We start from the raw sequence: 19,407 nt of genomic DNA, 5'->3' as shown, positions 1-19,407 counted from the left end.
TGCGCGGGCAAGAGTCAATGCGAAATATCGCGGGCCCGTTCGATTGCCTTCCTGAAACGATCAATCGAAGCGCCTCGCCCACTCGCCAAGCTTCAAGAATGCGCCTATTGGCGGGCCTCCATGGACATTTCAGACCTTCGCATCGCCCTGTTCAGCGGCAATTACAACTACACCCGCGACGGGGCCAATCAGGCGCTGAACCGCCTCGTCGGCTCGCTGCTGCGGCGCGGCGCGAAGGTGCGCGTCTATTCGCCCAAGGTCGCCAATCCCGATTTCCCCCCGACCGGCGATCTGGTCGGCCTGCCCAATGTGCCCATGCCGGTGAAGGGCCGCGGCGAATACCGGATGCCGACGCATCTGGGCGCAAGCGTGAAGCGCGATCTCGATGCCTTTGCGCCGCACATCGTGCACCTGTCCTCGCCCGATCCGGCCGCGCATGCCGCATTGCGCTGGGCGCGCAGACGCGGCTTGCCGGTGCTGGCGAGCGTCCACACCCGGTTCGAGACCTATCCGCGCTATTACAACATGGCCTTCCTCGAGCCCGCGATCATCGCGATGCTGCGCCGGTTCTACAATCGCTGCGATGCACTGGTCGCGCCGTCGCAGTCGATGATCGACGAATTGCGCGCCATGGGGATGCACCGCCGGATCGGCCTGTGGAGCCGCGGGGTCGACCGCACGATCTTCTCCTCCGCGCGGCGCGATCCCGAATGGCGCCGCAGCCTTGGCCTTGCCAGTGACGATGTCGCGATCGTGTTTCTCGGGCGACTGGTGATGGAGAAGGGGCTCGACGTGTTTGCCGAAACCATCGCCCAGCTTCAGCAGCAGGGCGCGGCGCACAAGGTGCTGGTGATCGGCGATGGCCCCGCGCGCGGCTGGTTCGAGGCGAACCTGCCCAAGAGCGCGATCTTCGCCGGGTTCAAGACGGGCGAGGCCTTGGGCGCAGCACTGGCCAGCGGCGATGTGTTCTTCAACCCCAGCGTCACCGAGACCTTCGGCAACGTCACCTTGGAAGCGATGGCGAGCGGACTGCCCGTGGTCGCTGCAGGGGCCACCGGCAGCGCAAGCCTTGTCGCCGACGGGGTCACAGGGCGGCTGGTCGCGCCCTCGGGCAACATGAAAACCGACGCCTCGGCCTTTGCCGCCGCGCTCGCGCCCTATTGCAACGACCCGGGTTTGCGCAGAGCGCACGGCGCGGCGGGCGAGACGCGGGCCAGCGAATACAGCTGGGAGGCGATCAACGCCGTGGTCGCCGACACCTATCTCGATCTGGTGCGCCAACGCGGCAGCGAAGGCTGATCCAGCCTCAGCGCAGCACACCACGCGCCGCCATCGCGCGGGCGTAGAACAGCAGGAACAGCGTCACCAGCCAGATCGACACGTCGAGCGCAGGCGCCTGCATATCGGCGGGCACCTCGATCAGCACATGGTGATAGATTGTCGTGACCAGCAGCCCCGCGAGCGCGGTTCCCATCGCCGCAACCGCAAACCGCGATCGCAGCAACAGCAGCACCGACCCGGCAAAGGCCCCCCACACGCCGAGCGCCCAGAAGCCGCTGACCCACGCGGGATAGCTTTCCATGAAAGCGATCTGGCTCGGCGTCAGGCCCATTTGCGCGAGCATCCCGAGCCTGGTCGTGGTGTAGCTGATGATCCCCATGCTGTTGAACAACAGGGTGACAAGGCCGACCGCCCACAGGTGCCACGGCGCGGCGGTGCGGTTTGCAATCGATCCTGTCATGGGCATCCCCTCCCCTGTCCGCGCCCGCGCGGACGGGGGAGAGAATATGCCTTTACCGCGCGCGCTGCAACTGCGCGTGCTGTAACGTCAGAGCCGCTCGATCCGCTTGGCCATCTCGTCGATCATGTCGACGATCTGGTTGATCGTTTCCTCGTCGAGCTTGCCCGCCTTGGCGCGGTTCTTGAGCACACTGCCGAGATTGCCCATCGCGCGGAACACATCGTGCGAACGGACCGTGGTGGTGCGTTCCCCGTGGCGGCCCAGCCGGCGCAGCAGCGCCTTGACCTCGTCCCGGCGATCCTCGAGTTCCTCGCTGCCTTGAGCGGTCACTGCGAACGGCTTCTTCGCGCCCTCCGCCTCGGCCTCTTCGATCGCGCCCTCATCTTCGAGCAGTTGGAGCGTCGGATAGACCGCGCCCGGGCTCGGCGCGTAATCGCCGCCGGTCATTTCCTCGATCGCCTTGATCAGTTCATAGCCGTGCGACGGATTTTCCGCGATCAGCGCCAACAGCGCGAGTCTGAGTTCGCCAGATGCGAACATCCGCCCCCGGCGCCCGCCACGGCGGCCGCGATAACCCTCGCCGCGCTCGTCGCCATCGGCATCGCGCCCGCGTGCAAAACCATCGTCGAATTGCGCGCGCATCTTGAAGCCGGGGCCGAAACCCTTGCCGCCGAAGTTCACGTTGCCGTTCATTGCCATCATCGCCAGCCCTTCGGCGAGCTTTTCCCAGCCGCCGCCGCGGCCATTCCTGTTGTAGGTCATCGGTTTCCTCCTCGCCTGTATCAGCGATACATTGAAGATATATCTTAGACCTATCTTTGCAAGAAGCGAACGCGCGCGAAGGTTTCCTTTTCCGCCGGGCGTCCTATCTCCACCGACGAATGACTGATCTGTTCGGACAAGACGCGCCGCAAGCGCCCGCAGCCGCCCCCGATTCCGATGCGCCGCTGGCCGACCGCCTGCGCCCGGCAACGCTTGGCGAGGTGGTGGGGCAGGAACATCTGACCGGGCCGCAAGGCGCGATCGGGCGGATGGTCGCGGCGGGCCGCCTGTCGAGCATGATCCTGTGGGGGCCGCCCGGCACGGGCAAAACCAGCATCGCCCGGCTGCTCGCCGATGCGGTGGGCATGCGCTATGCCGCGATCAGCGCCGTGTTTTCGGGCGTGGGCGACTTGAAACAGGCCTTTGCCGAGGCCGAGAAAATGGCCAAGGCGGGCCGCAAGACGTTGCTCTTCGTGGACGAGATCCACCGTTTCAACCGCGCGCAGCAGGACGGTTTTCTTCCCTTCGTCGAACGCGGCGTGGTGACGCTGGTGGGCGCGACCACCGAAAACCCGAGCTTTGCCTTGAACGCCGCATTGCTCAGCCGCGCGCAGGTGCTGATCCTCAACCGGCTGGACGAGGCGGCGCTGTCCGCGCTGCTGGCAAAGGCCGAAAGCCTCGAAGGCCCGCTCCCGCTCACCGCGTCTGCGCGCGAGGCCTTGATCGCGCAGGCCGATGGCGACGGGCGGTTCCTGCTCGGTCAGGCCGAAACGCTTTACGCAGCGGGCCTGTCCGACCCGCTCGACCCGGGTGCGCTGGGCCAGTTCCTGCAGCGCCGGGTCGCGGTTTACGACAAGGACCGTGACGGGCATTACAATCTGATTTCGGCGCTGCACAAGGCGGTGCGCGGCTCCGATCCGCAGGCCGCGCTCTACTGGCTCGCGCGGATGCTGACCGCGGGCGAGGAACCGCTGTTTCTGGCGCGGCGATTGGTGCGGATGGCGGTCGAGGATATCGGCATGGCCGATCCCCACGCGCTGCCGCAATGCATGGCCGCGATGGAGGCCTATCGCTTCCTCGGTTCGCCCGAAGGCGAACTCGCGCTGGTGCAGGCGTGCATCTATCTGGCGACTGCGCCCAAATCGAATGCAGCCTATCTGGCGCAGAAGGCCGCGTGGAAAGCGGCAAAGGCCACCGGCAGTCTTGCCCCGCCCGCCAATATCCTCAACGCACCCACCAAGCTGATGAAGGAGATCGGCTACGGCGCGGGCTACACTTACGATCACAACGCCGCCGATGGGTTTTCGGGTGACAATTACTGGCCTGAGGGCATGGCCGCCGAGGCGTTTTACGCGCCGGTGGATCGCGGGTTCGAACGCGAGGTGAAGAAGCGGCTCGATTATTGGGACAAGCTGCGCAGGACGCGCGGGTGAGCCGGTTCGCCCGGTTCCTCGCGGTCGACTGGTCGGGCGCGAAGGGCGCGCGGCAAAAGGGGATTGCGCTCGCGGTCGCGCTCGCCGAGGGCGGGCCGCCGGTGTTGGTCGCGCGGCCCGATCCCAAGGGCTGGGCGAGAGCTGAGGTGCTGGCGCTGATCGCAGGGCTCGAAGCGCCGACGCTGGTCGGGCTCGATCTCGGCATCGGCCTCCCCCATGCCGATGCGGGGGCATTCTTCCCCGGCTGGGATGCCTCGCCAAAGGATGCGCGCGGGCTATGGGCGCTGATCGATGCGCTGTGCACTGATAATCCGCACCTCGAAGCGGGCGGGTTCGTCACCCATGCCGAAGCGGGCCGATACTTCCGGCACGGCAAGGGCGCAGAGGGCGACCGCTTCCTGCTGCCCGGTGCCGCCAGCCGCGAGGGCCGTTTCCGCGTGGCCGAGATCGCCCAACGCAACGCCGGGGTGCGGCCGGTGAGCAACTTCAACCTCGTCGGCGCCGCGCAGGTCGGCAAGTCGAGCCTGACGGGGATGCGGATGCTGCACCGCCTCGGAGGCAAGGTGCCGGTGTGGCCGGTCGATTCATTGCCGGAACACGGCTCGGTCGTGACCGAGATCTACACCTCGGTCGCCGCGCGGCTCGGCGGTGTGACCGGTGCGGCGACCAAGATCAGGAGTTTCGAGGCGCTCAACGATGCACTCGATCTGCTCGGCTCGCCGCCGGTCAAAGGGAGCGGGCCGATCGACGATCATTCTTCCGATGCGCTGCTGACCGCGGCATGGTTGCGACGCGTGCATGGAATGCGCGACCTGTGGCACCCGCCCGGACTCACCGCGCAAGTGGCACGCACCGAAGGCTGGACTTTCGGCGCGGTGTGATCCAAGGGCGCTTGATGGTCAGCCGGCTTAGCTCAGTTGGTAGAGCACCTGATTTGTAATCAGGGGGCCACGGGTTCGAATCCTGTAGCCGGCACCATCGCTCCTTCATCAATAAACGATCGTCACCACGATAGTGTCGGCATAGCTGCCGGTTCTGGCCCATTGCCGCGCCGGGATCCGGCCGTGAACAAGGGCGCTTTGCCCGAAAATCAGCAAGCCGTTGAGCGGGAGCGTGATGTTCTGCGTTCCTGCGGTTCCGTCACCGAACACGATCGTACGCGCAGGATCGGTGTAGAGATTATATGCCAGCGCGTTGCCCCCCTGGCGCAAGGTGCGCTGCGCCCGGTTGCCTGAGGAACCAGCACTCGCCGAAATTTCGACCGATCCGAGCAGTGAGACCAGCCCGGTGCAATTGACGGTGATCGTCGCGGTCGTATCGGTGGGCGCTGTGGAGACCGGGTTATAGGTCCCGAAACTCGCTGCCGATGCGGTCGCGGTGCAGGAGCACAATGTGCAGGCCAGCGCGGGGCTTGGCGCGGTAAGGCCCAGCATCAGGAACGCGGCAAGAAGTGTGCCCAGCATCCGGATCAGGCGGGCGGGCGTCACGCTCATGGGACAGGCTCCGCAATTGCGGCAGGCAGGCAGCGCACGGGTGCGATCCGGCGATCGGGCGTGATCGAGAGCGCGGCGGGAATGCGCGCTTCGCAGCGGAAGGCGGGCCCGCTCACCAAAAGCGTTTCGCCGCCCGCAAGATCGGCCGCGAAGACCAGTCCGTCGTAGCCCGTCACGCCCAGTTGCTGCGCGCCCGAATGCACGGCCATCCCCGGCTTCAGCGGGCGGTCGTCGGAGCCGATCAGCGGCACGGTGACGGGCGATTGCGGCGCCCCGCCCAGTTTGGCGCGCACCGCCTGCCGGAACCCGGGCACCACCAGCGTCTCGCCCGTCGCGATCTCGGCGGTGATCGGCAAGGCCGCGACATCGACCGCGATCCGGTTATGGGTGTAGGGCTGCAACCCCGTGACCAGCGCCGCCCGCCCCGCGCCGGCGCGGACCGCCACGGGACGGTTTTCGAGAAACAGCGTCACCGCCTCGTCGCTGCCGAGATCGACCAGCGCGAACGCATCGTCGAGCCGCGGTGTCGCCATCACCTGCCCGCCGACTGCAACCACCGATCCGCGCAGGCCCAGCCGCACGCCGTGCGCCACGCCACTGCGTCCTCCGGCAAGCTCCACCTCGCCGATATCGGTGCGCAGCAATGCAGCCGCATCGATGATCGGCGCACCCGACGCCGCATCATATCCCAGCGCCATTTGATAGCCCGCACCCGCGCCATCGGGCGGTGCGATCTGAAAGGTCGCCAGCGCACGCTGATCGTCGATCCTGAAGCCTGCATTGCTGCGCTGGCCGAGCGGCATGCTGAGCGATACGAAGGCGGCATCGTTGGTGCGTCCGGCAAAGCGGTTGCGGCGCAATCCGATCGTGTAAAACGCAGTGCTGATATCGCCGTTGAGCGCAAGGCTGGTGGTATTGAAATGCTCGCCATCGGTGTTGCGGGTCTGGGCGTGCCCCAGCACGATATCGCCCACCCGCCCCAGCGACAGGCTGGCGGCCAGTGCCAGTTCGCTGCGCTGCGCACCGGCGATCCGCGCGCCATCGGCTAGGCCGCCGGCCTGTGCGAAAGTGCCGCTGGTCCGCTGATAGCTGGCGGTCAAGGCATGCGTTGCCGCAGTGCGCTGGAACTGCGCGCGCCACAGCATTCCGGTGCCGACCGCGCTGTCCGATACCGCCGCGGCCAGCGCGAATTCGCCGATCGCCGGAACCACCCACCCCGCCCCTGCGCCAAGCATCCGCACGTCGCGGCCCGCCTCTGCCCGAACCCCGAGTGACAGCGTATCGGACAGTCCGGTCCGCACGAACCCCGCCGCAAAGGGCGCGCCGTAATCGAAGCTTGCGATCCCGTAATTCTCGCGCAGCACCCCCGCTTCGATCGAAAAATCGACCAGGCCGGGGCGCAGCAGGCGCGGGCTGGTGTAGAAGCTGCGGGTGATCTGGCGCGACAGGCCGTTGGCATCGGTAATCATCATCGTCACCTCGCCCGCGCCCGAAAAGACCGGCTGATAATCGATGCTGAAAGTGCCGGGCTGCACCGCGATGGTCTGCTGGCTGGCTGCCGAGATCAGCGCCACGGTCGACGGGAGCGTCGCAGCCGCGGTCAGCACGGGCAAGGGCGAGGTGACGAGCGTGGGGGCGAGCGAGAAATCGGTGCCGATCCTGACCCCGGCAAAGCGCACTGGCGCGCTCCATTCGGTTGCGCGGGTGATGGTGTCGCCAGCGACCAGCCGCACGCGATCCCCCGGCCAGTCGCGCTGGAAATAGCTGTCGAGCCTGACCGCCCCGGCCCCGCCCGATTGCACCGTGGCGGTGGTGCCGACCAGACCCCAGCCACCCGACACGCCGGCATCGAGAAAGGCAAAGGCCGTGCCCTGCCCGTTCCAGCGCGCAAAGCTGAAATCGTAGCTGATGAAGGCGGCAGGCACGATGTCGCCGACCTGCGGCGCTTGATCGGCCCGGGCATGGCGGCTTGCGGGAAACATCGCCGGATCCGCAGTGATCGCCAGCACACTGCCATCGTCCTCGAGCGCTACCCTCAGGCCTGAAAGCTGCGACAAGGCCACGTAATCGTGCCCGGCAATCTGGAATGCGCTCGGTTCGTCGGCGAGCAAAAGCCCGGTGGGAGCAAGATCGCTGCGTCTGATGAACACCGCGTCGCCCGACACCACAACCAGCGCCGGGTTCGGCGCGGGCTGCCGGTTGATGACCAGTCCCATCGGCTGCGGACGGATCAGCACAGGTGACGCCGGTACCGCGGCGGCGGCGCTGCTGCGGGCGGGCATGCGCTGTGCATCCTCGGCGCGCGCGTCAGACATGCAAGCCATCCCGCCAATCGCCAGTGCGGCGGTGGCGGCACGCAAGAAGGCCGCAGCAGGATCTGCACTGCCCACTCAAGGCTGCGAGACGCGCTCAGGCTGAACGGTGAGGACAGCGCCGTCCTCGTCGACAGCCTCGATCGCGGCGATCTCGCCCGGTGGCATATCCGGGTGTGCAAAGACGCGCGTGGCCCCGGCAAGGAGATAGGCATTGGCTTTGACGCGCGCGGAATCGCTGGCGGTGGCGGGGCGAAGCACCAGATCGGCGACCCGCACGTGCCGCGTGCCCGTGTTGGTCACTTCCAGCCGCCCGTCCGGCGCAGCGCGCCAGGACAGCGCGGCACGGGTATCGGGATTGGCGCGAAACACCGGAATGCTGAGCTGCAACAGCGTTTGCACTGTCCCTGCCGCGCCGTCGGCCAGCGGCAGTTCGCTGACGATCAGACGAAAGGTGTCTTCGGCCGGGCCGGTCGGTTCGGGCAGGCTGCACCGCACCAGCCGGCGGGTGCCCGGCGGGATCGTGACGATTGCCGGATTGACCGCAAGCCGCTGGCTTTCGTCGAGCGCATCGGTGCCGCCGTCCTGGTGCCAGCGATAGCCGCGAATCTGCACGGCAATGTCCGTAGCCCCTTCGTTGCCGAGGGTGATTGCGCAGAACTGGCTGTGGGCAGGCACCGCCACCCGCACGGGCAGCGCGGTCAGCGCTCCGGCGGTCGCCGGAACTGCGGCAAGGCCCAGCAAGCCGGCTGCGAGCACCGGCCAAACACGGCGCAGGGCGATGGTCATCTCCTGCCCCTCCCCGTCAATAGCTGACCGTGATCGTGACCGTGTCGGTATAGCTTCCCGCTGCGACCGCTTGCTGCGCGGCAATCCGGCCATAGACCGGCAGCACGGCGGGCGTGATCAGCGCGGTGGCTGCTGCCGGGGTGTCGACCCCCGGGGTGTTGCCCCAATTGGTCGTGCGCGCGACATTGGTATAGAGCGCATAGCCGAGCCGGTTGGCCCCGCTCGCCATCTGCCGCGTGGTCACGGTGGCGCCCGCTGTCGTCCCGGCGTTGAGACCCACGGTGTAGGTCGTCCCCGGCGTGCACGTGACCGTGATCGCGCTTGCCGCGTCGGCGGGGCTGGCACTGGTGGGGTCGTAAATGCCGAAGATCAGATTGGTCGCGCTGACAGCACAGGCATTCACCACCGTCGCGGACACCTCCATCGTGGTTTGCGCGGTCTGCGCCGATGCCGATGATGGCAGGATGATGAGACCGGCGGCCAGTGCGGCCAGAGATCGTGCAGACATGCGTCTATCCTTCAATTGCCCTGGCAGGATAGGACACAGGGCTGAAGGAGCCGGCGCGCAGGGCCTAGGGACTGTTCCTGAGGCAGCAACGCATCATTCGAGCTCGAGGAAAAAACCCTCGCGCGCGCTGCGCAGTTCGGCGGGGGCAAGCGCGGCAAGCGCACCCAGCTCGGCGCGCAGCGCAAGCGCGAGCCGTTTGATCGCCTCGGCAGGGTTGCGCTGCGCGCCGCCGCTGGGTTCGTAAACGATGCGGTGGATCACGCCGAGCCTTAGCAGATCGGCCGCAGTCACCCGCATCGCTTCGGCGGCATCGGCAGCGCGTGCGGCGCTGCGCCACAGGATCGATGCGCAGCCTTCGGGCGAAATCACCGAATAGACTGCATGTTCGAACATCAGCACGCGGTCCGCCGCCGCGAGCGCCACCGCCCCGCCCGATCCGCCTTCGCCGATGATGACCGCGATCAGCGGCACACCAAGGCCAAGACAGGCCTCGGTCGAGCGGGCGATGGCTTCGGCCTGACCGCGCGCTTCGGCATCAACGCCAGGAAAGGCGCCGGGCGTGTCGACGAGCGTGATCACCGGCAGGCCGAAGCGGTCGGCCAGTTCCATCAGCCGGATCGCCTTCCTATACCCTTCGGGCCGCGCCATTCCGAAGTTGTGGCGAAGGCGCCCGGGCGTGTCCTCGCCCTTCACGTGGCCGATCACCATGACCTTGCGTCCCTCGAACCGCGCAAAGCCGCCGATGATCGCCTGATCATCGCCGAAAGTGCGGTCGCCCGACAGGGGCAGGAAATCGGTGAACAGCCCGGCCACCAGCTGCGCGAACCGCGGCCGCTGGGGATGGCGCGCCACCAGCGTGCGCTCCCACGGGGTGAGCCGCGCATAGGTATCGGCGAGCAGCTTGTCCGCGCGTTCGGTCAGCATCCGCGCTTCGGCGGTGCCTTCGGGATGCGCGGCCAGCGTCGCTGCATGGCGGTGCAGCGCCTCGACCGGCTTTTCGAAGGGCAGATACTGGATCACCGCGCCCCCTCCCCGGCCCGCCTCACACCGTCATCGACATGCCGCGATAGATACGCGCGCGATACCGCGAATCCTCCGCGTCCGGCAGCGGCGCGCCGACCAGCAGCACCGCGCGGGCAAAGCGGCGGACCTCTTCCAAGTGCTCGTCGAGATCGCGCGGTTCTTCCGATTGCACGCGGCGCGTGAGGTTGATCTGGTTGACGGGCACATCATGCACCAGCCGCTCATTCTCGACCGCAAGCGTGGCGGTAAAGGCGTGGAGCGTGGTCTTGATGAAATTCGCCAGCGCAAAGGCCGGGGACTTGTCGCCCATCGGCACGTCCGGGCTGGTCAGCACCAGCTGGCAATCGTCGTAGAGCGAGGCGCGGCGCGCAACGCGGAAGTGATGCGTGAGATTGTCCGCCACCACCGCGCGGAATTCCTCGGGCGTAAGCGGATCGTCGCTGCCGAAGAGCTTGCCCGGCAACGGGGCCATCGGGGTCGAGAGGATCGTGGTCGGCTTGCCCCATTGGCTCAGCGCTTCGTCCATAGCAGCCTCGATATCGCTGGAGACCACCAGTGATGTCAGCGACTGGGCCACGTCCTCATCAAGCTGGGCCCGGATCGCATCGAAGGCTTCGGCGGTGCGGGTTATGATGACGACGTTCGCCGCATGGCAATCCTCGATGAAGGCGCGCGCCGTTTCGGCGAGGTAATCGGCAAGATGCTCGCCGATGATCCAAACGGTCTTGCCCCGCATCTGGTCGAGCCGTTCCTGCTTGGGGCTGCCGAACAGCTCGCGCTCGGTGGTCGAGCGTTCAACCGACAGGCCGCCCGACGGCATGAAGGTTTCCCCCGAAACCGCGCGGTCGGCGAGGAAGAACACCGTCGCCTGCGCCACGTCATGCTCGGTCGGCATCTTGCCGAGGTAGAGCTTGGACAGCACCCCGCTGCCGACCTTCTTCGCCTCGACCTCAATCTTGTCGGCGGGGAGATAGGGCGTGTCTTCGGGCGGCACGCGCATCAGCCAATTGCCGTCGTCGGCTGGCGAACGGTCGTTCCACTCCGGCGCGTCGAGGAACAGGCCCGCCTGCCGCAGCCGCCCGATCAGCGCGGCCGCGATCTCGGGGGTGAGGAGATACTGGTCCCAGGTGCAGGTGCCATCGCCTTCGCGCGCGCAGGCGAGCGCCAGCTCGCGCAGCTCGCGCGGGTTGTTGGTATCGTGGCTCATCCTGGTGGTGTCGTTGCGCGCCAGCCGCGCCAGCACCGCTTCGACCCTGACCCCGCGCCGGATCGCGCGAATCGCGGCGGCGTGGACCGCGTTCAGCCGCTTGTTGGCAAGGATCAGCTTGCCGCGCCGTTCGAACAGCCCCGGTTTGCCGCCGGTGCCCGACAGGCGGTCGCCATCGACCGGTCCCGGCGCGATCGCGTTGAACTGCACCTCGGGCCCGAGATAGCGCGCCATGCTTTCGACCATCGCGCGCTGGCCTGCCTTGGACACGGCGTAGTCCGCACGGTTGGGATAGGCGACCGCGAGATATTTCTCGCCCCCGAAATAGGACGAGACATTAAGGATATAGCCCGAGCCTTGGCGCTTCATCAGCGGCGCGACGTGGTGCATCAGGAAGTAGTTCGACACGAGGTTCGCATCGAGCGTGTAGTTCCAGGCATCGACCCCCATGTCGACGACCATGTCTTCCGCGCCCGCAACGCCTGCGTTATTGATGAGGTAGTCGATCCGCCCGAAAGCCTTCAATGTCGCATCGACCGCGCCCTTCAAACTCTCGAAATCGCTGACATCGACATTGGCGAGCGTCTGGACGCGGCGTTCGACACCGGCAAAGCCGATGTCCTCAAGCTCGGAGACGATCCGCGCGCGCGCGACCGCAAGCTCGCTTTCGCGCCGGGCGACCATCATCACCTTGCCCCCCGCGAGCGCCAGCAGCCGCGCGACCTGTCCGCCGATCCCGGCCGACCCGCCGGTGATCAGCGCGACCTTGCCCAAATGCAGCCCGGTGATGTTCTCGCTGAACCCGGGCATCGCCTTCCTCGCCCCGGTCGCCTCGCCGATATTGCCGGGGACGTAGAGGGTGATTTCGGCAAGCTTGCTTTCCTTCAGCAGAATGCGTGCGGCATGGCCTGCGGCAAAGCGGATGTTTTCGGCTTCGGCGTTGGTGAAACGGACGATCTGGTTGCCCCACTCCGCTTGCCGACGACGCCCATGCGCGGTGTCGATTTCGCTTTCGTCGCGCCAGATGCGGATCAATTGTTCGGTCGCGGCGCGAAGGATGTGATTGTAGACATTGCCCTTGCCGTCATCCTTGTGGCTGACGAACACGAAGCGCGGCGGTTGCAGCAGGTTGTCGTGGCGTTTCCAGTAACGGCTCATCGTCCGCGCGAGCGCCATGTTGCCTGCAAGTTCGGTATCCATCAGCGCCTCGACCACGCTGTCATCGGCCGCGGTGATTGCGCCGCCGAGTTCGCCTGCTCCCAGCGCCGGCAGGAACAGCGCGCCGCTGACGGGCGTGCCCTTCCTGGTGTAGTCCTCGAGCGCGGCTTCCATCGCCGCGGGGTCCTTGCGGCTGAAGCGGATGATCGAGAGCTTGTCGCCCAGCCCCAGCGCGGCGCAGCGTTTCTCTGCGATCGCGACGTCGGCGGCGCGCGGCAGGCCGAGCACGACCCCGGCCCCGCAGGCAAGCTGAACCTGCGCGATTTCGAGCGCTTCTTCCCAATCGTCCCCCGCCGCTATCAGCACGGCAAGCCCGGTGCCATCCATCGAGCGCATCGTGGGCCGCGCCAGATAGGTCGCGCGCTGCTCCTTGCGCACGGTCATGCCGTGGGTGACCTCGAAATCGTGGCCATTATACGCCGCGCTCTCGTCCGAACCGAGGAACACGCAGGTGGTCGCGATATCGGTGGGGGTGGGGAAGGTCTTGGCCTTGGCATTGCCCCCCGTCGCGCGTTCGAGGCTCATCATGTCGAAGAACTGCGTCGCGGTGGTCCCCGCCTCGTCGCCGCGCGCTGTGTCCATCGCGGCAAACACGTTGCGGATCCGCTCGCTCTCGATCGGGCCGGGATAGACGAGGTTGACGCGGATGCCCTTGGGGCCAAGCTCGAGGCTCAATTCGCGGCTCCAGGCGTTCATCGCCGCCTTGGGGACCACGTAAGCCGCGCGCGCATAATAGGGCGTGCGGCTGAAGATGGTCGAGACGTTGACGATCGATCCGCCTTCGGGGATGTGCTCTGCCGCAGCGTGCGCGACGTTCCAGGCGACGCCGAAGATGTTGCGCAGCGCATCGCCTATGGTTTCACTGTCGGTGCTGCCCGCGGCCTGCAAGCGGGCCAGTTCCTCGGCCGACAAAGGCAGATTCTCGATCGGCTGCTTGGGCCCGGCGCTGCCGGCATTGTTGACCAGAATGTCGATCCGCCCGAACCGCGCGACAACCTCGGCGATGGCGGCGCGCACCGAAGCCATGTCCCCGCCATCGAGCGTGACGGTGGCGACCCGCGCGGGATCGGCACCCGTCGCCTCGCGCAGCGCTGCCGCCGCAGCCTCGGTGCGTTGGGGCGTGCGCCCGGTCATCACCACGGTCGCGCCCTCGGCAAGATAGTGCGCAGCGATATGCCCGCCCAGATTGCCGGCGGCGCCCGTAATCACCGCGATCTTGCCAGCGAGGCGCCCGGGAATATCGCCCTGCAAGGCGGGCGCGGGGTCGGTAGCTTTCAATTTGGCCATAAGCTCTCTCCTCACGGAATTGCCGGACGCAGCCGGCATGGTGTTGCATCGCGTTCAAACCCTGGGGAGGAGCCGGGAACGGTTACATCGGGGTCGGGCAGGTCACGGCGGCGGTTCGGTGGATGGCTGTGCTGCCCAGGCTTCAAGCAGCGCATCGCGGCTTCTGAGGCCCATTTCGGGCAGCGCGTGGTTGACCACATAGGTCGATCCGGTGTGCCGGTTGTCCCACATCGCCTGATGCGCTTCCGGCAACCCATCCCACGGCACGACCTCAGGCTCGGTCACTTCGAGCAGGCCGGCGGCGATCATGTCGTTCATCCGCGCGACCTCGTAGGCGTTGCAAAGGTGCGTGCCAAAAATCTGCGCGGTGGGCATGTAGATGCGCCGCTGGCGGGTCCAGACCTGCGGGGCGTAGAAGGTGAAGCGGCAGCCGCTGAGATCCTCGGCAAAGATCACGCGGCCCGTGAAGGGCTTGACCAGCGAGGTCGAGATGCCGAGCGTGTCCTGGCCTGCGCGCTCGATCACCAGATCGGGGCTGCCGCGCGGATTGTCGGGCGAGCGCAGGATCTTGCCCACCGCCGACCCGAAGGGCTTCATCACCCTGTCCTGATAGTCGCGCACAGCGGCCTTGAAGACCTCGATATCGGCCTTGGCATCGGGCAGGCGCGGCATGGTATCGGGCCAGTGGAAGTTCGCGCCTTCGCGGCGGCGGATGCTCTCGAGCGACACGATCCCCTCGATCGCGTCCTCCAGCCCCAGCGATTGCAGAAACTCGCGCTGGCCGTCGGTGGTGGTGGCGATCACCGAGCGCGCGTTGAAGCGCCGCGCGGCCTCGATCATTTCGAGGCCGGTTTCATCGAGCAGATCGTTCGACCCCGGCCCGTAGAAGATCAGCACCGCTTCGCCGCCACGAAGGCTGGCGCGCCGCAGCATCTCTTCGGGGCTTGCCGTGCCCGGCTTGCCCATGAAGCTGAAGTGGTAGCCCGACGAGGCACCGTAGAAGGCCAGCGTGCCGCCCTCGGCGAGCAATTGGAACGAGCGCGGGAAGGCGGTCTCGCCCGCATGGCTCACCACATAATCGGCAAGCTTGCCGCCGTTCATCGCCTTGTATTCCTCGACCAGCGGTGCGCCTGCGGCTTCCCACGCCTGCGCTTCGGCCTTGTCCTCGGGCACCACGGTGTAGAGGTCGGCGAAATGCGCATCCTTGCGGTTGATCGCGCCCACCGCGCCCTGCACCTTGGTGATGAACGCCGCGCGTTCCTCCGAGGAAACGAGCCCCGTCACCTGCAACCCAGTCCGCACCGACGAGCGCAAGGCATCGAGCCCCGTCCCCGTCGCCGCGCCCTCGACGAACAGCGTCCGCCCCGGCGCGATCTGCAAGGTCGTGAACAGGCAGCGCGCAATGGTGCCCAAGTTGAGCACGTAGCTACCCGCCTGCTCCAGCGTCAGATCGGGCGGCACCTTGTGCATCTGCGGCGCCTGCACCGTCAGGAACTGCGCGTGGCTTCCCGTCTCAGTCTCGTAGCCCTGAATGGAGAAATCGGCATACATCGGATCATTGCCGACCAGCGGCGAGAGCAGGTCATTGGTGCCGGAATAGACCGTCACCAGATCGCCGACCTTGATCCGCCCCTGCGCGCGCGTCTCGCTGCCCAGCGCCGCGACCAGCGCGATGCCGCCCGATCCGGTGATCTGCACGTCCTCCTCATGCGCATCGAAGGGCGAGACCGGGATACCGGTCAGCGCCCAGATGTCGTTGAAGTTGACCTCGCTCGTCAGCATGTAGAGCAGCGCCTCGTTGGGCGCAGGCTCGGGGGTCTTGACGATCAGCTCCTTCTCGTGGCTCGCCGGCGGGCCGAAGCGGGGCTGGCCAGTGTCGGGATCGCGGGCGATGCCAAAGGCGTATTGGTGGCTCGGGATCGGGGTGACGCCGGGATAGAACGGCGCGCCGACGGGAAGCAGCTCGCCTGCCGCCTCCAGCGCCTGTGCGCGCATCTCGTGTTCCGCGTCGATCCACACGCCATCGCGCCGCACCGGAAGCGGGGGCGCGACCTTGTCCATGAACTGGCGGATGCCGGTCTTGCCGCCTTGCGGGTCGACGATAGCTTCGGAGAACAGCCGCGCCTCGCGCGCCGTGCCTTGCGAAATGCCATGCTCCAGCCCCGTGCGCACCGCGTCCAGCGCCCGCGCGCCCGCCACATCGCGTCCCGCCCATGCGAGCTGCCGAAGGATGCGCTGGAGGAAATCGTCTTCGAGCACCGCATCGAGGCTGACGTCGGATGCCGCTTCCCAGCGCACTGTCGCCGCCTGCCGCTCGGCGAAGGCGAAGCCGAGCGCGCTGTCAGGACCGCGCTTGACGAAGTCGCGCACCGCTGCATGGGCCGCCGAGAGCGCATCCTCGGCGCCGTCGACCAGTTGATCGACCACACCGATCGCCGCCGCCTGCTCCGCTGTGATGCTGCGCCCGCCGAGGATCAGGTCGAGCGCATCGCGCAGGCCCTCGCTCCCTCGCCGGTCGGCAAGCAGGCGCGGCAGGCGCTGGGTGCCGCCGTATCCGGGGAGCAGCCGCAAGCGGATCTCGGGCTGGCCGAAGCGCGCCACCGGCTCGGCGATGCGGTAATGGCACGCGAGCGCGAACTCCATGCCGCCCCCCAGCGCCACGCCCTGCACCGCCGCGACGCAGGGCTTGTTCATGCTCTCGATGGTGCGGAAGGCGAGGTGCGCGTTGTTGGGGAGCACCATCGCTTCGTCGACCGTGTGGATTTCCTCGAGCATCTGGCGGATGTCCGCGCCCGCAACGAAAGACGAGGTGCCCTCGCCGGTGAACACCACCGCGACCACGCTGTCATCGCGCGCCAGTGTCGAAGTGACCAGCACCAGTTCGTCGATCGCGCGCTCGTTCAAGGCATTGACCGGCGGGTTGGTGACGGTGACCGTCGCCACCTGCTTGCCCGGCGCGACGGTGTTGTATTGCACGAGGAAATAGCGGTGCCGGTCGAACAGCGCCTGTTCGTCGCTCATCCGCTGCTTGCGCTGCCAGTCGTCGATGACGCGCTTGAGCTCGTCGAGCGCTTCGGGGTTGCGCAGCGTGGTGACGTCGCCGACATCTTCGCCCACCACCAGCGCGCGCACCATGCGGCGCATGTATTTGCCGCTGCGGGTTTCGGGGAACTGGCTGACCTCAATGAAGTCCGCCGGCACCGCGACCGCGCCCTTTTCGGTGCGCACCAGATCGAACAGCCGCCGCTTGTCCTCGTGCGTCAGCTTTCGGCCCGCCACGGGCACCACGAAGGCGAGCGGGGTCAGTCCCTTCTCGCGGTGCGGCGCGCCGACCACCAGCACGTTGCCGACCGGCGAGTCCGGCGCCAGTGCCTTGTCGCGCAGCACCGCGCCCTCGATCTCCTCTGTCCCCATGCGGTGGCCCGAGACGTTGATCACGTCGTCAGAGCGGCCATGCAGAGAGAACGAACCATCGGCATGCTGGATCGCGAAGTCGCCCTGGGTATAGGCCCATGCGCCCTTCCAGCGCCGCCAATAGCCTTCCTCCCAACGCTTGGCATCGCCGCGCCACTCGGGATCGACGCGGCCGTCGGCAACCTTGAAGCCCGCGATGTCGCCCCAGATGGTGCGCGCCAGATAGGGGTAAGGCGCGGCGATCACGATCTCGCCTTTCTCGCCCGTTTCCGCGCGCCGCCACGGCACCCCGCCCTCATCGGCGCGCGTGAACGGAGCATCCGCGCCAATGCCGGCCTCGTCCTCGACCCACACATCGCCCACGATCCACGGCAGCGGATAGGCGTGGGCATCGGGGCGCAGGGGGAAGTCGTCATTCGCGAACATATGCGTCCACGCGATCCCGCCGTGTTCGGTCGCCCAGTAGGAGTTGATGTAGCGCGGCGTCACGTGCTCCATCCCGAAAGCCTGCACGCTCGGCGACACCGGCTCGGCGCAGAAGGTCGCGACGCGCAGCCCGCTCATGTCGTAGCGCTGCACTTCGGCAAGGTTCGCCGGGTCCGACATGATCGACTTGAGGAAGGTCACCCCCGCCTTGAAGATCGTCACCTTATGCCGCTCGATCATCGAGGCGAAGCGGCCCGCGTGCGGGAACACCGGCGAGCCTTCGGACACCAAAGAGGTCACCCGCGTCATCAGCGGCGCGCAGATCAGATAGCTCTGCCCGGTGATCCAGCCGGGATCGGCGACCACGAACAGCGTGTCGCCCGGGCGCGCGTCGAAGCTCGCCTTCATCGTCTCGGCGACGCCCGCCGCATAGCCGTGTGAATGGACGATCCCCTTGGGCTTACCGGTGCTGCCCGAGGTGTAGATGAAGAACATCGGATAGTCGGCATCGACCGGCAATGGCTTGGACGAAGCCCAGATCGCGCGGACAAAATCGGCATCGCAAAGCGCCAGCAGATCGGCTTCGCCCTGCACTGCAAATCCAGCGCCGCGCGCCTTGTCCAGCACTGTATCCATCGCGGCGTCGGTCAGTTCATGGCTCCAGCGGTCGCGCTCCTCGCGCCAGATCATGTCGGGCTGGTGCGTGTGGCGGCACACGATCACCGCTTCGACCCGCGGCGGCAGCGTGACGAGGCTGGAAGCGATCGCGATCCGCACCCGCGCGGCATCGGCAGATGTGATCCGCCCCTCAGTGCCAAGATCGATCAGCGCCCGCCCAACGCCGCGCATCACGTCCGACCGGTCGACCGTGATCTCGCCCGCCAGCGCCTCGCGCACGGTGGCAAGGATTGCGTCATGCCCGCCTTCGGGCAGGTCCAGGTCGAGCCCCCCCAGAATATCGAGCGCGGTCGACACCGGCACGAAATTGTCGAGCGCCGGGTCGGTATAGGCGTTCTTGAAGGCGGCGACCTGCGCGTTGCGGTAGCTGCCGTCGCTCGTCACGATCACCCGCGCGCCGGTATCGGCGATCCGGTCGGACAGGGTCTTGTCCGAGAACCCGCCGAACACCGCCGTATAGACCACGCCCATCCGCTTGGCGGCCTCGGTCCAGTAGATCTGCGGCACGATGCTCGGCATGTTCAATGCCATGCGGTCACCCGGCTTCAGGCCCAGCGTTTCGAGCGCGACCGCGCATTTGGCGACTTCGAGCAGCAGGCGCTTGCGGCTGACGGTGAAACAGTCGATCGGCGCACCCTTGCCGCCGTTTGCGCTCATATCCCAGCGGTCGCCCTCGAAGATCAGCGCAGGCTCATCGCCGTGGCCGGCGAGCACATGGCGATCGAGTTCGGAGAAAGCGGCATTGGTGCGCCCGCCGACGAACCAGCGCCAGTGCGGTGCGTTGCTGCCATCGAAGCCGGTGTGCCACGGGGCAAAGCTATCGGGCAGGTCCGGGCTGACGGGCGCTGCACTCAGCGCGTCCCAGCCGTGCCAGCGGCCATCCGTGCCGCGCGCAAGCCATGCCCCGGCCTCGCCAGCGTCGGCCACGAACCAGTGCATGTTGCGCGCCGCGATGTCGCCGTGGAATGCACCCGGGTCGGCGAGCGCGGCGGCGCGCATTGCGTCCCACCCGGCACGCGTGTTGAGGGCAGCGGAAAGCGCTTCGGGCGCGCGCGCGGTCTCGGTCTTGACCAGAATGACGTCATCCCCCCGTTCGTCGCAAGAATGCGAAGCAAA

Annotated in this window: 12 protein-coding genes and 1 tRNA gene; 4 read left to right on the top strand and 9 right to left on the bottom strand. The window is 67.2% G+C overall.

What is annotated here, in order from left to right; translation table 11 throughout:
* Nucleotides 1-120 precede the first annotated feature (120 nt).
* A complete protein-coding gene (locus A9D12_RS09110) occupies nucleotides 121-1,299 on the top strand; it encodes a glycosyltransferase family 4 protein (RefSeq protein ID WP_068351057.1) in 1,179 nt (392 codons plus the stop codon).
* 7 nt (nucleotides 1,300-1,306) lie between these two features.
* On the opposite strand, the gene A9D12_RS09105 is transcribed toward A9D12_RS09110, so the two are convergent.
* Both A9D12_RS09105 and A9D12_RS09100 read right to left on the bottom strand, forming a co-directional pair.
* Nucleotides 1,307-1,741, bottom strand: a complete 435-nt coding sequence (locus A9D12_RS09105) for a hypothetical protein (RefSeq protein ID WP_068354140.1) — start codon at nucleotides 1,739-1,741, stop codon at nucleotides 1,307-1,309.
* 87 nt (nucleotides 1,742-1,828) lie between these two features.
* The gene (locus A9D12_RS09100; protein WP_068351055.1) at nucleotides 1,829-2,503 is read right to left on the bottom strand and encodes a PadR family transcriptional regulator; all 675 of its coding nucleotides are present in this window, start codon (nucleotides 2,501-2,503) and stop codon (nucleotides 1,829-1,831) included.
* 119 nt (nucleotides 2,504-2,622) lie between these two features.
* Between A9D12_RS09100 and A9D12_RS09095 the strand changes: the two genes are divergently transcribed.
* The 3 genes from A9D12_RS09095 to A9D12_RS09085 all read left to right on the top strand — a co-directional run bounded on the left by A9D12_RS09095 (nucleotide 2,623) and on the right by A9D12_RS09085 (nucleotide 4,914).
* Nucleotides 2,623-3,936, top strand: a complete 1,314-nt coding sequence (locus tag A9D12_RS09095) for a replication-associated recombination protein A (RefSeq protein WP_068351054.1) — start codon at nucleotides 2,623-2,625, stop codon at nucleotides 3,934-3,936.
* Nucleotides 3,933-4,817, top strand: a complete 885-nt coding sequence (locus tag A9D12_RS09090; RefSeq protein ID WP_068351053.1) for a hypothetical protein — start codon at nucleotides 3,933-3,935, stop codon at nucleotides 4,815-4,817. Before A9D12_RS09095 ends, A9D12_RS09090 begins: the two co-directional genes overlap by 4 nt.
* Before the next feature lie 21 nt (nucleotides 4,818-4,838).
* A tRNA-Thr gene (locus A9D12_RS09085) sits at nucleotides 4,839-4,914 on the top strand.
* Nucleotides 4,915-4,925: 11 nt separating this feature from the next.
* Here the strand turns inward: A9D12_RS09085 and A9D12_RS09080 are convergent.
* From A9D12_RS09080 to A9D12_RS09050, 7 genes are all read right to left on the bottom strand, one after another.
* Nucleotides 4,926-5,429: a Csu type fimbrial protein gene (locus A9D12_RS09080; RefSeq protein WP_082925493.1), complete on the bottom strand. Its 504-nt coding sequence runs from the start codon at nucleotides 5,427-5,429 to the stop codon at nucleotides 4,926-4,928.
* Nucleotides 5,426-7,744 carry a fimbria/pilus outer membrane usher protein gene (locus A9D12_RS09075; protein ID WP_197489801.1) on the bottom strand — a complete coding sequence of 773 codons (2,319 nt, stop codon included), beginning with the start codon at nucleotides 7,742-7,744 and terminating at the stop codon, nucleotides 5,426-5,428. Before A9D12_RS09075 ends, A9D12_RS09080 begins: the two co-directional genes overlap by 4 nt.
* Before the next feature lie 75 nt (nucleotides 7,745-7,819).
* Nucleotides 7,820-8,530, bottom strand: a complete 711-nt coding sequence (locus A9D12_RS09070) for a fimbrial biogenesis chaperone (RefSeq protein ID WP_068351051.1) — start codon at nucleotides 8,528-8,530, stop codon at nucleotides 7,820-7,822.
* 16 nt (nucleotides 8,531-8,546) lie between these two features.
* Entirely contained in the window at nucleotides 8,547-9,038 is a 492-nt protein-coding gene (locus A9D12_RS09065) for a Csu type fimbrial protein (RefSeq protein WP_068351050.1), read from the bottom strand.
* Between the two features lie 93 nt (nucleotides 9,039-9,131).
* Nucleotides 9,132-10,058: an acetyl-CoA carboxylase carboxyltransferase subunit alpha gene (locus A9D12_RS09060; protein WP_082925491.1), complete on the bottom strand. Its 927-nt coding sequence runs from the start codon at nucleotides 10,056-10,058 to the stop codon at nucleotides 9,132-9,134.
* A gap of 22 nt (nucleotides 10,059-10,080) precedes the next feature.
* A complete protein-coding gene (locus A9D12_RS09055; RefSeq protein WP_068351048.1) occupies nucleotides 10,081-13,773 on the bottom strand; it encodes an SDR family NAD(P)-dependent oxidoreductase in 3,693 nt (1,230 codons plus the stop codon).
* Between the two features lie 102 nt (nucleotides 13,774-13,875).
* A complete protein-coding gene (locus A9D12_RS09050; RefSeq protein ID WP_082925490.1) occupies nucleotides 13,876-19,290 on the bottom strand; it encodes an AMP-binding protein in 5,415 nt (1,804 codons plus the stop codon).
* Nucleotides 19,291-19,407: the final 117 nt, after the last annotated feature.

The sequence above is a fragment of the Erythrobacter neustonensis genome (assembly GCF_001663175.1).
In the GTDB taxonomy this organism is placed as follows: domain Bacteria; phylum Pseudomonadota; class Alphaproteobacteria; order Sphingomonadales; family Sphingomonadaceae; genus Erythrobacter; species Erythrobacter neustonensis.
The sequence above is the reverse complement of the archived record's forward strand: the minus strand, read 5'-3'. Positions and strand labels throughout refer to the sequence as shown.

Coding starts and splice junctions, on each gene's coding strand:
- A9D12_RS09110 (WP_068351057.1), top strand. CDS start 121: ATGGACATTTCAGACCTTCGCATCGCCCTGTTCAGCGGCAATTACAAC.
- A9D12_RS09105 (WP_068354140.1), bottom strand. CDS start 1,741: ATGACAGGATCGATTGCAAACCGCACCGCCGCGCCGTGGCACCTGTGG.
- A9D12_RS09100 (WP_068351055.1), bottom strand. CDS start 2,503: ATGACCTACAACAGGAATGGCCGCGGCGGCGGCTGGGAAAAGCTCGCC.
- A9D12_RS09095 (WP_068351054.1), top strand. CDS start 2,623: ATGACTGATCTGTTCGGACAAGACGCGCCGCAAGCGCCCGCAGCCGCC.
- A9D12_RS09080 (WP_082925493.1), bottom strand. CDS start 5,429: ATGAGCGTGACGCCCGCCCGCCTGATCCGGATGCTGGGCACACTTCTT.
- A9D12_RS09075 (WP_197489801.1), bottom strand. CDS start 7,744: ATGTCTGACGCGCGCGCCGAGGATGCACAGCGCATGCCCGCCCGCAGC.
- A9D12_RS09070 (WP_068351051.1), bottom strand. CDS start 8,530: ATGACCATCGCCCTGCGCCGTGTTTGGCCGGTGCTCGCAGCCGGCTTG.
- A9D12_RS09065 (WP_068351050.1), bottom strand. CDS start 9,038: ATGTCTGCACGATCTCTGGCCGCACTGGCCGCCGGTCTCATCATCCTG.
- A9D12_RS09055 (WP_068351048.1), bottom strand. CDS start 13,773: ATGGCCAAATTGAAAGCTACCGACCCCGCGCCCGCCTTGCAGGGCGAT.
- A9D12_RS09050 (WP_082925490.1), bottom strand. CDS start 19,290: ATGCGCGCCGCCGCGCTCGCCGACCCGGGTGCATTCCACGGCGACATC.